Annotated in this window: 14 protein-coding genes and 1 pseudogene; 10 read left to right on the top strand and 5 right to left on the bottom strand. The window is 74.2% G+C overall.

Features of this window, described 5'->3' with window-relative positions:
• Positions 1 to 34 precede the first annotated feature (34 nt).
• A complete protein-coding gene (gene aceB, locus UW392_RS30860; protein ID WP_320778446.1) occupies positions 35 to 1,669 on the bottom strand; it encodes a malate synthase A in 1,635 nt (544 codons plus the stop codon).
• Positions 1,670 to 1,858: 189 nt separating this feature from the next.
• Complete coding sequence (locus UW392_RS30855) at positions 1,859 to 2,461, bottom strand: nucleotidyltransferase family protein (protein WP_320778445.1); 603 nt, start codon at positions 2,459 to 2,461, stop codon at positions 1,859 to 1,861.
• 276 nt (positions 2,462 to 2,737) lie between these two features.
• On the opposite strand from UW392_RS30855, the gene UW392_RS30850 reads away from it, so the two are divergent.
• Positions 2,738 to 3,052 (top strand): DUF5955 family protein, encoded by a 315-nt coding sequence (locus UW392_RS30850; protein ID WP_320778444.1) that lies wholly within the window; start codon positions 2,738 to 2,740, stop codon positions 3,050 to 3,052.
• A 53-nt stretch (positions 3,053 to 3,105) separates the two neighbouring features.
• On the opposite strand, the gene UW392_RS30845 is transcribed toward UW392_RS30850, so the two are convergent.
• Positions 3,106 to 3,912: an IclR family transcriptional regulator gene (locus tag UW392_RS30845; RefSeq protein ID WP_320778443.1), complete on the bottom strand. Its 807-nt coding sequence runs from the start codon at positions 3,910 to 3,912 to the stop codon at positions 3,106 to 3,108.
• A gap of 274 nt (positions 3,913 to 4,186) precedes the next feature.
• Here UW392_RS30845 and allB point away from each other — a divergent pair, with 274 nt between their 5' ends.
• Together allB and alc are read left to right on the top strand one after the other, a co-directional pair.
• Entirely contained in the window at positions 4,187 to 5,536 is a 1,350-nt protein-coding gene (allB, locus tag UW392_RS30840) for an allantoinase AllB (RefSeq protein WP_320778442.1), read from the top strand.
• A gap of 85 nt (positions 5,537 to 5,621) precedes the next feature.
• A complete protein-coding gene (gene alc / locus UW392_RS30835; protein WP_320778441.1) occupies positions 5,622 to 6,800 on the top strand; it encodes an allantoicase in 1,179 nt (392 codons plus the stop codon).
• A gap of 46 nt (positions 6,801 to 6,846) precedes the next feature.
• On the opposite strand, the gene UW392_RS30830 is transcribed toward alc, so the two are convergent.
• Positions 6,847 to 7,050, bottom strand: coding sequence for a hypothetical protein (locus UW392_RS30830; RefSeq protein ID WP_320778440.1), 204 nt, complete (start codon positions 7,048 to 7,050; stop codon positions 6,847 to 6,849).
• A gap of 298 nt (positions 7,051 to 7,348) precedes the next feature.
• Here UW392_RS30830 and UW392_RS30825 point away from each other — a divergent pair, with 298 nt between their 5' ends.
• Genes UW392_RS30825 through UW392_RS30815 form a run of 3 tightly spaced genes read left to right on the top strand, consistent with a single transcriptional unit; the run spans position 7,349 to position 10,503 of the window.
• Complete coding sequence (locus tag UW392_RS30825; protein ID WP_320778469.1) at positions 7,349 to 8,554, top strand: sensor histidine kinase; 1,206 nt, start codon at positions 7,349 to 7,351, stop codon at positions 8,552 to 8,554.
• 35 nt (positions 8,555 to 8,589) lie between these two features.
• A complete protein-coding gene (locus UW392_RS30820; RefSeq protein WP_320778439.1) occupies positions 8,590 to 9,261 on the top strand; it encodes a response regulator transcription factor in 672 nt (223 codons plus the stop codon).
• Positions 9,262 to 9,321: 60 nt separating this feature from the next.
• A complete protein-coding gene (locus UW392_RS30815; RefSeq protein ID WP_320778438.1) occupies positions 9,322 to 10,503 on the top strand; it encodes a cytochrome P450 in 1,182 nt (393 codons plus the stop codon).
• A gap of 17 nt (positions 10,504 to 10,520) precedes the next feature.
• Here UW392_RS30815 and UW392_RS30810 read toward each other — a convergent pair whose 3' ends face one another.
• Positions 10,521 to 11,531: a Gfo/Idh/MocA family oxidoreductase gene (locus tag UW392_RS30810; RefSeq protein WP_320778437.1), complete on the bottom strand. Its 1,011-nt coding sequence runs from the start codon at positions 11,529 to 11,531 to the stop codon at positions 10,521 to 10,523.
• 102 nt (positions 11,532 to 11,633) lie between these two features.
• Between UW392_RS30810 and UW392_RS30805 the strand changes: the two genes are divergently transcribed.
• From UW392_RS30805 to UW392_RS30790, 4 genes and pseudogenes are all read left to right on the top strand, one after another.
• A complete protein-coding gene (locus tag UW392_RS30805; RefSeq protein WP_320778436.1) occupies positions 11,634 to 12,398 on the top strand; it encodes a GntR family transcriptional regulator in 765 nt (254 codons plus the stop codon).
• A 103-nt stretch (positions 12,399 to 12,501) separates the two neighbouring features.
• Positions 12,502 to 13,647: an ROK family glucokinase gene (locus UW392_RS30800; RefSeq protein ID WP_320778435.1), complete on the top strand. Its 1,146-nt coding sequence runs from the start codon at positions 12,502 to 12,504 to the stop codon at positions 13,645 to 13,647.
• A complete protein-coding gene (locus UW392_RS30795) occupies positions 13,644 to 14,231 on the top strand; it encodes a sugar kinase (protein WP_320778434.1) in 588 nt (195 codons plus the stop codon). Before UW392_RS30800 ends, UW392_RS30795 begins: the two co-directional genes overlap by 4 nt.
• A 95-nt stretch (positions 14,232 to 14,326) precedes the next feature.
• Positions 14,327 to 14,651: pseudogene (locus UW392_RS30790) on the top strand (ATP-dependent helicase); the annotation flags it as partial.

Here is a 14,651-nt window from a genome sequence, read left to right as displayed (position 1 = left end):
ACTCCCCGCACGCGACCGCGCGACCGCGCGAGCGTCAGCCCCTGAGCCGCTCGTACGCCGGCAGCGTCAGGAAGTCCGCGTAGTCCTCGTCGAGCGAGACCTCCAGCAGCAGGTCGTGGGCCCGCTGCCAGTCGCCCGCCGCGAAGGCCTCCTCGCCCAGTTCGGCGCGGAGGTGCGCGAGCTCCCCGGCGGCGATCTCGCGGGCGAGTTCCGCGGTGGCCCGCACCGTCTTCCCGTCGCGCTCGAACTCGACGCCCGCGTTGATCCACTGCCAGATCTGGGAGCGGGAGATCTCGGCGGTCGCCGCGTCCTCCATCAGGTTGAAGATGGCGACCGCGCCGGAGCCGCGCAGCCAGGCCTCGATGTAGCGGATGCCGACCTGGACGGCGTTGACGAGCCCCGCGTAGGTGGGCCTGGCGTCCAGGGAGTCGACGGCGATCAGGTCGGCCGCCTCGACGTGGACGTCCTCGCGCAGACGGTCCTTCTGGTGCGGGCGGTCGCCGAGCACCCTGTCGAAGGACTCCATGGCCACGGGGACCAGGTCCGGGTGGGCGACCCAGGAGCCGTCGAAGCCGTCGCCCGCCTCGCGGTCCTTGTCGGCGCGGACCTTCGCGAAGGCGATCTCGTTGACCTCCGGGTCCCGGCGGGAGGGGATGAAGGCCGCCATGCCGCCGATCGCGTGCGCGCCGCGCCTGTGGCAGGTGCGGACGAGGAGTTCGGTGTACGCGCGCATGAACGGGGCCGTCATCGTCACCGCGTTGCGGTCCGGGAGGACGAACCTCGGACCGGCGTCACGGAAGTTCTTGACGAGGGAGAAGAGGTAGTCCCAGCGGCCCGCGTTGAGGCCGGACGCGTGGTCGCGGAGCTCGTAGAGGATCTCCTCCATCTCGTACGCGGCCGTGATCGTCTCGATCAGGACGGTGGCGCGGACGGTGCCCCGGGCAATGCCGAGCTGGTCCTGGGCGAAGAGGAAGACGTCGTTCCAGAGGCGGGCCTCGAGGTACGACTCGGTCTTCGGCAGGTAGAAGTACGGGCCCTTGCCCGCGTCCAGCAGCCGCCGGGCGTTGTGGAAGAAGTACAGGCCGAAGTCGACGAGGGCGCCCGGCACCGCGCGCCCGCCGGTGTCGCGGAGGTGGCGCTCGTCGAGGTGCCAGCCACGGGGGCGGGTCACGACCGTCGCGAGCTCCCCGTCCGGGCGCAGGGCGTACGACTTGCCGGTGCGCTCGTCGGTGAAGTCGATGCTGCGGGTGTACGCGTCGATCAGGTTCAGCTGGCCGAGGACCACGTTCTCCCAGGTGGGCGCGGAGGCGTCCTCGAAGTCGGCGAGCCACACCCGCGCGCCCGAGTTGAGGGCGTTGACCGTCATCTTGCGGTCGGTGGGGCCGGTGATCTCGACCCGCCGGTCGTCGAGGGCGGCGGGGGCGGGGGCCACCCGCCAGGAGTCGTCCGCGCGGATCGCCGCCGTCTCCGGGAGGAAGTCGAGCGTGGAGGTGCGGGCGATCTCGGCACGGCGCTCGGCGCGGCGGGCGAGCAGTTCGTCGCGCCGGGGCGTGAACAGCCGGTGCAGCTCGGCCACGAAGGCGAGGGCCGCGTCGGTGAGGACCTCCTCCTGCCGGGGCAGGGGCTCGGCGTCGACGACGGCCAGCGGGGACGGCGCTGGTGCGGGCATGGGCGGTCACTTCCTTCGATGGCGGCCGGGCGGTGCCGCGTGGATACTAATTTCCTCATGGTGGAAGTTCAATGAATCGTTACTGTCGACTGATGCCGAGCGACACCGAGTGAGGGCGAGTGACGCCGAGCGGCATCACATCCCTCCGGATCGCGCCAAGTTGCACTCCGATCACGGGCGTCCGCACTCTCACTCGAGACGGGCGAGGTCGGCCTCGGTGTCGATGTCGTACGGCAGCGCCACGTCGCCGCACTCCACGAGGGTCACCTCGGCCGCGCGGGCCGCCAGATAGGCGCGGGCCCCCCGGTCGCCGGTCGCGGCGGCGGCGACCCCCGCCCAGTGATCGGCGCCGAAGAGCACCGGATGGCCCCGCCGGCCGTCGTACGAGGCCGCCGCCAGCGACCCGGACGACCCGTACGCGCACCGGACGCGCGCCACGGCCGCCGCCCCGATCCCCGGCTGGTCCACCAGCGAGACGAGCACCGCCCGGGCGCCCGTGCCCGCCAGCGACGCGAGGCCGGCCCGCAGCGAGGACCCCATGCCCCGCGCCCAGTGCGGGTTCTCCACGAGCTCGCAGCCGGGCAGCACCGCACGCGCGCGTACGGTGTCCGCCGCCGCGCCGAGCACCACGTGCACCCGGGAGCAGCCGCCCGCGCGCAGCGCCGCGACGGCGTGCTCGACGAGCGGGCGTCCCCGGTGGGTCAGCAGGGCCTTGGGGCGGCCCCCGAGGCGCCGTCCGCCCCCCGCGGCCAGCAGCAGGCCGGCGATCCGGTCGTCATGAGTGTCCGTCATGCCCCCTGCATACCCGATGGGTGTGCGAGGCGTGTCCGGCGCCCGCCCGGCCCCGCGCCGCGCGCCCCGGCGGTTCCGGTGGGTCGCGCGGTGCCCGAGGGGCGCCCGGGGGCGTGCGGGGGCGCACGGGGGCTGAATTCCGGCCCACAAGGTGGCGCGCGAGGCATCGGTGACGTTAACTGGCGCGCATCCCTGGAGCCCGGCCGACGCCGCGGGAGGCCGCCGGGCCCGTACGGACACGTCTCGCCGCACGAGTGGGTGCGAGGGGGGAGAACTGTGTTGCGGAGCTTGGGGCAGAGGCCGGTGACCGGGAGCGGTGAGGACCCGAGGACGGCCGGACTGCGGACCGCCGTGTCGCGGCTCCGCCGCGAACTGGGCGCGCTCCCGCGTGAGTTCCCCGACCGTTCCATAGCCGAGGACGAGCTGGCGGCGCTCGCCGCCATGGCCGCGGGCGGGACCCCCGAGATCGCGCTGCTGCGCCGCTCCCTGCTGCTCGTGGCCGGTGCGATCGGCTCGGTCAGTGCGCTCTCGGGGAGCCTCGCCGACGTGCGCAGAGCGGTGGAGCTCTTCGGCCGGTCACCGCGACACTGAGGGCCCGCCCGCCGGACGGCGCGACCGCCCGGCAGCCTGAAGGTCCGCCCGGTTCACCCGGGCTGTGCCCCCGCGCCCGACGCCGCCAGTGTCTCGGAGAGGTCCGCCGCGACCTGCTGGAGCACCGGCACGATCCGCTCCGTCGCCGCGTCCGTCACCCGGCCCGCGGGGCCGGAGATGGAGATGGCCGTCGCGGTCGGTGAGCCGGGCACGGGGACGGCCAGGCACCGCACCCCGATCTCCTGTTCGTTGTCGTCGACGGCGTAGCCGAGGCGGCGTACGTCCTCCAGGGCGGTCAGGAAGCCGTCGGGCGTCGTGATCGTCCGCTCCGTGGCGGCGGGCATGCCGGTGCGGCCGAGCAGGGCGCGTACCTCCTCGGGCGGGAGGCCCGCGAGGAGCGCCTTGCCGACGCCCGTGGAATGCGGCAGCACCCGGCGGCCCACCTCGGTGAACATCCGCATCGAGTGCTTGGACGGCACCTGCGCCACGTACACCACCTCGTCGCCGTCGAGCAGCGCCATGTTCGCCGTCTCGCCGGTCTCCTCGACCAGCCGGGCGAGGTGGGGGCGGGCCCAGGTGCCCAGCAGCCGGGACGCGGACTCGCCGAGGCGGATGAGGCGCGGTCCGAGGGCGTACCGCCGGTTGGGTTGCTGGCGTACGTAACCGCAGGCCACGAGGGTGCGCATCAACCGGTGGATGGTGGGGAGCGGCAGCCCGCTACCGGCCGAGAGCTCGCTCAGGCCGACCTCGCCGCCCGCGTCCGCCATGTGCTCGAGGAGGCCGAAGGCCCGCTCCACCGACTGGACGCCACCGCCGGCGGCGGACGGCTTGCCGGTGGTGCTGGCACTCGACGTCGGCACGGCGCGTTCCCTTCGGCTGGCGGGCAAGGCAGCAGCCTACCCGCGCGCCGGCCGCCGTCCTGCCGGCGCGAAGCTACGTTCTGCGAGCACGAAGCTACGTTCTGGTTGCCGGAATGTTAATTCCGGATTGTGAGAGCGCCCGTAGGGGGCGATCGGGGTGCACAGCGGGCGGGAGGGGCTCTTGACGGGTTTCGGAGGGGAGTGAAGACTCCTTGCGCCGCTGCTTCAACACTTCGTTGAAGTGAGTGGCTCCAGGTGGAGGGCGGTGGGCCGGGTGCACGACGTCACAGCGGTCGGGCTGGTGCTGCGTTCGACGCGCGTCATCACCCCCGGGGGGTCCCGCGCCGCCTCGGTCACGGTCGCCGGCGGCCGGATCGCGGCCGTGCTGCCGTACGACGCCGAGGTGCCCGCCGCGGCCCGGCTGGAGGACCTCGGCGACGACGTGCTGCTGCCCGGTCTCGTCGACACCCACGTGCACGTCAACGACCCCGGCCGCACCGAGTGGGAGGGCTTCTGGACCGCGACGCGCGCCGCGGCGGCCGGAGGCGTCACCACCCTGGTCGACATGCCCCTCAACTCCCTGCCGCCGACCACGACGGTCGGCCGGCTGCGGAGGAAACAGGCGGTGGCCGCGGCCAAGGCCCACGTCGACGTGGGCTTCTGGGGCGGCGCGGTGCCGGACAACCCGCGGGACCTGCGGCCGCTGCACGACGCGGGTGTATTCGGCTTCAAAGCGTTCCTGTCGCCGTCCGGGGTCGAGGAGTTCCCCGCGCTGGACCGGGAGCACCTCGCCCGTGCCATGGCCGGGATCGCCTCCTTCGACGGGCTGCTGATCGTGCACGCCGAGGACCCGCACCAGTTGGCCGCCGCCCCGCAGCGGGGCGGCCCCCGCTACACCGACTTCCTCGCCTCCCGCCCGCGCCGGGCCGAGGACGCGGCCGTCGCCCACCTCGTCGCCGAGGCCGGACGGCTGGGCGCCCGCGTGCACGTCCTGCACCTGTCGTCCGGTGACGCGCTGCCGCTGATCGCCGAGGCCAAGCGCGCGGGCGTACGCCTCACCGCCGAGACCTGTCCGCACTACCTCACCCTGACCGCGGAGGAGGTGCCGGACGGAGCCAGTGAGTTCAAGTGCTGCCCGCCCATCCGCGAGGCCGCCAACCAGGACCTGCTGTGGCGGGCGCTCGCCGACGGCACCGTCGACTGCGTGGTCACCGACCACTCGCCGTGCACGGCCGACCTGAAGACCGACGACTTCGCGACCGCGTGGGGCGGTGTCTCCGGACTCCAGCTCAGCCTTCCCGCGGTGTGGACGGCGGCCCGCGCGCGGGGGCACGATCTGGTGGACGTGGCGCGCTGGATGGCCGCGCGCCCGGCGGAACTGGTCGGCCTCGACGACCGCAAGGGCGCCATCGAGGCCGGCCGCGACGCCGACTTCGCGGTCCTCGCGCCCGACGCGACGTTCACCGTGGACCCCGCGAACCTCCAGCACCGCAACCGTGTCACCGCGTACGCGGGCCGGACCCTGTACGGCGTGGTGAAGTCCACCTGGTTGCGCGGCGAACGCGTCCTCGCCGACGGCGAGTTCACCGCGCCGAAGGGGCGGCTCCTCACCAGGACCCCTTGATCCCCAGCCGGGCATCCGGATCCGTTCCCGTAGCGGCCGTCCGAAGCGGCCGTCCGTAGCGGCCACCTCGCGAAAGGCACACCACATGACGGCGATACCGAGCTTCACCGGCGACGCGCAGCCCTACGGAGGCGGCGACCCGTACGCGGACTACCGCACCGCGGAGTTCCCCTTCACCCGGTACGAGGACCTCGCCGACCGCCGGCTCGGCGCCTCGGTCGTCGCCGCCAACGACGAGTTCTTCGCCCCGCGCGAGAACCTCCTGGTGCCCGGGCCCGCCGTCTTCGACCCGGCGCTCTTCGGGCACAAGGGCAAGGTCATGGACGGCTGGGAGACCCGGCGGCGCCGCGGGGCCTCGGCCGGCCACCCGTGGCCGACGGCCGACGACCACGACTGGGCGCTGGTCCGCCTGGGCGCGCCCGGGGTGATCCACGGCATCGTCGTCGACACGGCCCACTTCCGCGGCAACCACCCGCAGGCGGTGTCCGTGGAGGGCGTCACCGTGCCCGGCGCGCCGTCGCCGGAGGAACTGCTCGCGGCCGACACGCGGTGGACGACCCTCGTCCCGCGCACCCCGGTCGGCGGCCACGCGGCCAACGGCTTCGCCGTCTCCTCGCCGCGGCGCTTCACCCACCTGCGCGTCAACCAGCATCCCGACGGCGGCATCGCGCGCCTGCGGGTGTACGGCGAGGTCGTGCCCGACCCCGTCTGGATCGGTGCGCTGGGCACCTTCGACGTCGTCGCGCTGGAGAACGGCGGCCGGGTCGAGGACGCCTCGGACCGCTTTTACTCGCCCGCCGCCCACACCATCCAGCCGGGCCGCGCCCGCAGGATGGACGACGGCTGGGAGACGCGCCGCCGCCGTGACCGGGGCAACGACTGGATCCGCTACCGGCTGGCCGCGCAGTCCGAGATCCGGGCGATCGAGATCGACACGGCGTACCTGAAGGGCAACGCGGCGGGCTGGGCGTCGGTGTCGGTGAGGGACACCGGGGACGCCGGGGACGGTGCGGGCCAGGAGGGCGGAGAGGTCGGTGGCGGTGGTGAGAACGGCGGGGGCGGCGAGTGGACCGAGATCCTGCCGCGCACCCGCCTCCAGCCCGACACCGGCCACCGCTTCGTCCTCGGCACGCCCGCCGTCGGCACCCACGTACGCCTCGACATCCATCCGGACGGCGGCGTCTCCCGGCTGCGCCTGCACGGTTCGCCGACGCCGCGAGGGGCGGCCCGGCTGGGCGCGCGGTTCCAGGAGTCGGGAGGCTGAGGGGACGGAAGGCTGAGGAGTCAGGAGGCGGAGCCGGAGGTCCGGGTCAGCCGGACCCGCGGCTCTCCGCCGCGGCGAACAGGGCGACGGCCAGCACGAGCAGCGCGACGCTGGCGTAGATCTCGTAGCCGTCGAGCACGCTCCACCGGTGGACGAAGCCCCAGCCCAGCCGGCCCGTGAGCTCGTGCACCAGCCCGCCCGCACCCTGGAACAGGGCGATGAATCCGATGAAGCCCAGCAATTTCCTCATGCCGGAAGCCTCGCTCCGCCGAGCGCTCCCGCCATCGGCCGCGGGGCCAGGGGTGCGCGACGGAAGGACCCGGTCGTGGCGGCGCGGACCGCCGAAAGTCTGAGCGGCTGCGACTTAGGTCGCCGGCCGTGGCCGGGAACGGGGCGGCGGGCACCGTCCCTGCGTAGATTCGTCGACTGTGAGTGATGACCGAGCGACGACCGTGCCGCGCGCCGCGCGGCCGTCCGACCGGAAGCCGTCCGACCGGGAGCCGTCCGACCGGGAGCCGTCCGACCGGGAGCCGTCCGGGCGGCGCTGGCTGCTGCCCTCGGCCCTCGCCGCCGCGCTCGACCCGGACCGGCCGGACGGCTCAGGGCCCCCGGGCCGGCCGCGGCGCACCGTACGCGACTGGGTCGTCGACTTCACCGCCTTCCTGCTGGCCGTCGTCATCGGCATCGTCGGCGCGCACGAGATGTCCCGGGACCCCGGCACCCCGCACGCCCTGGCCGTCTTCGACCAGTGGGTCGGCGCCCTGGCGTGCGCGGCGGTCTGGCTGCGCCGGCGCCGGCCGGTGGGGCTGGCCCTGGCCATGCTGCCGGTCAGCCTCCTGTCGGCCACCGGGGGCGGTGCGGCCCTGGTCGTCTTCTTCTCGCTCGCGGTGCACCGCCCCTTCCGGTACACCGCGTGGATCGGAGGTGCCTCCCTCGCCCTCGTCCCGTTCTACTTCTGGTGGCGCCCGGATCCCGGCCTGTCCTTCCTGGAGTCCTTGATCTTCGGGTGGCTGCTCGGTCTGACGACGATCGGCTGGGGCCTGTTCGTCCGCTCCAAGCGGCAGCTCGTGCTCAGCCTGCGGGACCGGGCCCGGCGGGCCGAGACGGAGGCCGCGCTCCGCGCCGAGCAGGCACAGCGGCTCGCGCGGGAGGCGATCGCGCGCGAGATGCACGACGTGCTCGCCCACCGCCTCACCCTGCTGAGCGTGCACGCGGGCGCCCTGGAGTTCCGGCCCGACGCGCCCCGTGAGCAGATCGCCCGGGCGGCCGGCGTGATCCGGGAGAGCGCGCACGAGGCGCTGCAGGACCTGCGGGAGGTCATCGGTGTCCTGCGCGCGGGCGACGCCGACGACGCCGGGCGCCCCCAGCCGACGCTCGCCGCGCTGGACACCCTCGTCGCCGAGGTGCGCGAGGCCGGCACGAAGGTCGTCCTCGACCACCGTGGCACCGCTCCGGACGGGGTGCCCGCGGCCGCCGGCCGTACCGCGTACCGCATCGTCCAGGAGTGCCTCACCAACGCCCGCAAGCACGCCCCCGGCGCCGAGGTCACGGTGTCCGTCGTGGGCGCCCCGGGCGACGGCCTGACCGTCACGGTGCGCAATCCGGCGCCCGCGGGGGAGGTCCTGTACGTGCCCGGCTCGGGACAGGGCCTGATCGGCCTGACCGAGCGGGCGACGCTGGCCGGCGGGCGGCTGCGACACGGGACGACGCCGGACGGGGGGTTCGAGGTGCGGGCATGGCTGCCGTACGGCTGACGTCCTCGAGGCAGACCGTGGATACGGTGGGCCGCATGACTGCGATCCGACTGCTCCTGGTCGACGACGACCCCCTGGTGAGGGCCGGCCTGACCCTCATGCTCGGTGGCGCCGAAGGCATCGAGATCGTCGGTGAGGCCGCCGACGGTGCCGAGGTCGAGGCACTCGTCGACCGCACCCGTCCGGACGTCGTGCTCATGGACATCCGGATGCCCGCGGTGGACGGACTCGGCGCCACCGAGCGCCTGCGCCACCGCCCGGACGCGCCCCAGGTCGTCGTCCTCACCACCTTCCACGCCGACGAGCAGGTGCTGCGGGCCCTGCGGGCGGGCGCGGCCGGGTTCGTGCTGAAGGACACCCCGCCCGCGGAGATCGTCGACGCGGTGCGCCGGGTCGCGGCCGGCGACCCCGTGCTCTCGCCCACCGTCACCCGCCAGTTGATGGCGCACGCCGCCGGTGGCGGACCCGACACCCGCCGCACGCGCGCCCGCGCGCGGGTGGCCGCCCTCAACGACCGCGAGCGGGAGGTCGCCGTCGAGGTCGGCCGGGGTGCCTCCAACGCCGAGATCGCCGCCGGCCTGTACATGAGCGTCGCCACCGTCAAGACGCACGTCTCCCGCATCCTCGCCAAGCTCGACCTCAACAACCGGGTGCAGATCGCGCTGCTCACATACGACGCGGGGCTGCTGGAGGAGGACGGGCACTGACCGGGCGGCCCGCGCGTTGGAGGGAGGAGGACACGCCGTCCGCGACGGAGGGGGAGCACCGTGGAGCGGATCGTCGATCTGGGGGAGTACGGGAGCCGGTTCACCGAGGATCCGCACCCGGTCTACGCGGAGCTGCGCGCCCGCGGGCCGGTGCACCGGGTGCGGCTGCCACCGCCCGCCCTGCACGAGATGTGGCTCGTCGTCGGGTACGAGGAGGCGCGGGCGGCGCTCGCCGACCCCCGGCTGTCCAAGGACGCCTCGAAGATCGGTGAGACGCTCCTCGACGAGGACCTGATCGGCAAGTACCTGCTGGTCACCGATCCGCCGCAGCACACCCGGCTGCGGCGGCTGATCGCCCGCGAGTTCACCGGGCGGCGCGTGGAGCGGCTGCGTCCCCGGGTGCAGGAGATCACCGACTCGCTGCTCGACGCCATGCTGCCGGGCGGCCGCGCCGACCTCGTGGAGTCGTTGGCGTTCCCCCTGCCCATCACCGTCATCTGCGAGCTGCTCGGCGTGCCCGAGCTGGACCGGAAGGCGTTCCGCGCGCTGTCCACGGAGGTGGTGGCGCCGACGAGCCATGACGACGAGTACGACGCGATCGTCCGGCTCGCCGCCTATCTGGACGAACTGATCGAGGGGAAACGGTCCGCCCCGTCCGCCGACGACCTGCTGGGCGACCTGATCCGTACGACGGACGAGGACGGCGACCGGCTCTCGCCCGAGGAACTGCGCGGCATGGCCTTCGTGCTGCTCGTCGCGGGCCACGAGACGACGGTCAACCTCATCGCGAACGGTGTGCACGCGCTGCTCACCCATCCGGAGCAGCTCGCCGCGCTGAGGGCGGACATGAGCCTGCTCGACGGGACCGTGGAGGAGGTACTGCGCTACGAGGGGCCGGTGGAGAACGCCACGTTCCGTTACGCGGCCGAGCCGTTCGACCTGGCCGGGGCACCGGTCGCGGCGGGCGACACGGTGATGATCGGCTTGGCGGCCGCCGACCGCGACGGCAGCCGCTTCCCGGAGCCCGACCGGTTCGACATCCGCCGCGATCCCCAGGGCCACCTCGCCTTCGGCCACGGCATCCACTTCTGCCTGGGCGCGCCGCTGGCCCGGCTGGAGGGCCGCGTCGCCCTGCGGTCCCTGCTGGAGCGCTGCCCGGACCTGGCCCTGGAGGAGCGGCCGGACGACTGGCTGCCGGGGATGCTGATGCGGGGGGTGCGGAGGCTGCCGGTGCGCTGGTGAGGGGCGCGCACCGGGTGTCAGTGCGGCGCCCCCGTGATCTCCCCGAGCTGCACCGGGCGCCGCTCCTGGCGGGACAGCTCGCACGCCTCGGCGATGCGCAGCGACTGCAGGGCGTCCCGACCGTCGCACGGGTTGGCCCGCTCCCCGCGGACCACCTCCACGAACGCGGTCAGCTCCGCCTCGTACGCGGGCCCGAAGCGGTCCAGGAACCCGGTGTACGGCTTGTCCGCGGGCGGCGGGCCGGCCGGTTCCGTGGACGCGATCGGCGTCCGGTCGTCCAGGCCGACCGCGACCGTGTCCAGCTCCCCGGCGAGCTCCATGCGGACGTCGTACCCGGCGCCGTTCTGCCGGGCCGCGGTCGCCGTGGCGAGGGTGCCGTCCTCCAGGGTGAGGATCGCGGCGGCCGTGGCGGAGTCGTCCGTCTCGCGGAACACCGCCGGCCCGGCCTCCGACCCGGTCGCGTACACCTCGGCGACCTCCTGCCCGGTCACCCACCGCAGCACGTCGAAGTCGTGGATCAGGCAGTCGCGGTAGATCCCGCCGGACAGCGGCAGGTACGCGGCGGGCGGCGGCGCCTGGTCCGCCGTCAGCGCCCGTACGGTGTGCAGGCGCCCGAGCCGGCCCGACCGCACGGCCTCGCGCGCCCCCGCGTACCCCGTGTCGAAGCGGCGCTGGAAACCCATCTGGAGCACGGTGCCGGCGGCGTCCACCTCGGACAGCGCGTGCAGGGTGCCCGGCAGGTCCAGGGCGATGGGCTTCTCGCAGAACACGGGCAGTCCCGAGCGAGCCGCCCGGCCGATCAGCTCGGCGTGCACCGCGGTCGCCGCGGTGATCACCACCGCGTCCACGCCCCAGGCAAAGATCTCGTCGACCCCGGGCGCGGCCGTCTCCCCGAGCCGGTCCGCGAGCGACTGCGCCCGCTCCCGGTCGACGTCCGTGACGATGAGCGAGCCGACGTCACGGTGACGGCTGAGCGTGGCCGCGTGGAACGTGCCGATGCGGCCCGCCCCTATGAGTCCGATGCGCATGGGAACAAAGTGGAGGGGTGGCCACCGCCCTGTCAATGGGCATGTCATGACAATGTGACCGCGCAACTTCCCGTCGACCGGCGCCGGGACTACGCTCGGGCCGTGCCCAAACCAGAAGCCGACCCGACCGTCCCGCTCCAGCTCGGTGTCGACCGCAACAGCCCGGTCCCGCTGTACTTCCAGCTGTCCCAGCAACTGGAGGCCGCGATAGAGAACGGCGCGCTGACCCCGGGCAGCCTGCTGGGCAACGAGATCGAACTCGCCGGACGGCTCGGCCTGTCCCGGCCGACCGTCCGCCAGGCCATCCAGTCCCTCGTCGACAAGGGCCTGCTGGTGCGCCGCCGTGGTGTCGGCACCCAGGTCGTGCACAGCCAGGTCAAACGCCCGCTGGAGCTCAGCAGCCTGTACGACGACCTGGAGGCGGCCGGGCAGCGCCCCGCGACCCGCGTCCTCGCCAACGCCCTCGTGCCCGCCACCGCCGAGGTGGCGGCCGCGCTCGGCGTCGCCGAGGGCAGCGAGGTGCGGCGCGTGGAACGGCTGCGGCTGGCGCACGGCGAACCGATGGCGTACCTGTGCAACGTGCTGCCCGCCGGCCTGCTAGACCTGGAGAGCGGGCAACTGGAGGAGACCGGCCTGTACCGGCTGATGCGCGCCGCGGGCATCACCCTGCACAGCGCCCGCCAGGCCGTCGGCGCCCGCGCCGCCACCCGCGCCGAGGGCGAGCGGCTCGACGAGGAGGCGGGCGCGCCCCTGCTCACCATGGAGCGCACCACGTTCGACGACACGGGCCGCGCCGTGGAGTTCGCCACCAACGTGTACCGTGCCTCGCGCTACTCGTTCGAGTTCCAGCTGCTCGTCCGTACCTGAGCACCGCCACACGGGGACGCGTCCGCGCGCGCGGGGAGCACGTCGGCGGGGTCGCGGGCGCCCGACGGCGCGCCCGGCGGGAGCGTAAGGCAGAATCGGCGCGATGAGCACCTACCGCGACTTCACACACCGCGGCTCCGCCCGGGCCACCGTCCTGCGGACCGTGGGCACGCGCGAGCGCCGTTCGCACCTGTCCGCGCCCCGTGTACCCACGGTCGGCATCGACATCGGCGGTACGAAGGTGATGGCGGGCGTCGTCGACGCCGACGGCGTCATCCTGGAGAAGCTCCGCACGGAGACGCCGGACAAGTCCAAGAGCCCCCAGGTCGTCGAGGACACCATCGTCGAGCTGGTGCTGGACCTCTCCGACCGGCACGACGTGCACGCCGTCGGGATCGGCGCGGCCGGCTGGGTCGACGCCGACCGCAACCGCGTCCTGTTCGCCCCCCACCTGTCCTGGCGCAACGAGCCCCTGCGCGACCGCCTCGCCGACCGCCTGGCCGTGCCCGTCCTGGTGGACAACGACGCCAACGCCGCCGCCTGGGCCGAGTGGCGCTTCGGTGCGGGGCGTGACGAGGACCACCTCGTGATGATCACCCTCGGGACCGGCATCGGCGGCGCCATCCTGGAGGACGGGCAGGTCAAGCGGGGCAAGTTCGGCGTCGCGGGCGAGTTCGGCCACATGCAGGTCGTGCCCGGCGGCCACCGCTGCCCGTGCGGCAACCGCGGCTGCTGGGAGCAGTACAGCTCCGGCAACGCGCTGGTCCGCGAGGCCAGGGAGCTCGCCGCCGCCGACTCCCCGGTGGCGTACGGGATCATCGAGCACGTCAAGGGCAACATCGCCGAGATCAGCGGCCCGATGATCACCGAGCTGGCCCGCGAGGGCGACGCGATGTGCATCGAGCTGCTCCAGGACATCGGCCAGTGGCTCGGCGTCGGCATCGCCAACCTCGCCGCGGCCCTCGACCCCTCCTGCTTCGTCATCGGCGGCGGTGTCTCGGCCGCCGACGACCTGCTGATCGCCCCCGCCCGGGACGCCTTCCGGCGCCACCTCACCGGCCGCGGCTACCGCCCCGAGGCCCGGATCGCCCGCGCCCAGCTCGGGCCCGAGGCCGGCATGGTCGGCGCCGCGGACCTCGCCCGGCTCGTCGCCCGCCGCTTCCGCCGCGCCAACCGCCGCCGGGTCGAGCGCTACGAACGGTACGCGCGGTACGCGGAGACCCGCACCACCGGCCAGGACTCCGCGTGACGGCCGCGCTGCCGCGCCAGCCCCCGCCGCCGGACGAGCCGGCGCCGGACCGGCCCCCGGAGGACCGGCGCCACGTGATCCGCCGCCGCGCGCTGACCCTGCTGACCATCGTGCTGCTGATCGGCATCCCCGCCGGCTACCTGGCGATCTCCGCCGGTCAGAGCCGGGACAGCGGCCGGGACAAGGAGGAGAAGTACTCGGCGACCGGCCTCACCGCCGGCTGGCCCTCACGCGTCCAGCGCCGCCTCTACCAGGTGCCCGTCCCGCCGTACTCGGACGACGTCGCCTACTACGAGACGAACAACTGGAAGACCAGCCGCCTGTACGTGCAGTTCCTCACCAGCAACGAGGGCCTGGACAAGTTCCTGGACCGGATCGGTACGGGCACCGGCGCGCTCGAGCCGGACGAGATGACCATCAGCGACCGCGACCGCGAGACCGTCCGCTGGGACTTCTCCGGCCAGGGCCCGTGGTTCGGGCTCGTCCACGAACAGCAGGACCCGGCGCCGACGTTCACCGTCGTCGTCAACCGGTCGAACCCCGAGCACCCCATGGTCTACGTGGTGTCGCGGACGACCCCCTGACGGGCCGCGCCCGGCCGCCGGGACCGATTGTCAGACCCCGCCCTTAGAGTCGAAGACATCTGACGAGACTTGCCGGGCGGGAGGTGACCGGGCGTATGAGGGACGGGGCTGTGCGGACGGCCGACGGCACGGCAGGGGCGTCCGGCGCGACGGAGGTGCCGGGCGTGACGGAGGTGTCCGGCGCCGCGCGCGTCTCCGCGCGGCTCGCCGCCGTCTTCCTGCCCGCACCGGTGCCGCGCCAGGGCCGGATGGCCTTCTGGGATCCGGAGTCCCGGACGGGCCGTGCCGCGGCGGGGGACTCCGGGCTCACGGTCGTACGGCCGCACGGCGGCCAGGTCCGCCGGGCCACGGTGCCCGCCGTGTCGCTGCCGGTCGCCGAGGCCCTGCCGCTGCTCGTCCGGGCCGGCCGCGACCCCGGCG

It is taken from the genome of Streptomyces sp. CRN 30 (assembly GCF_034105845.1).
This window is presented reverse-complemented; position numbering and strand designations above follow the sequence as displayed.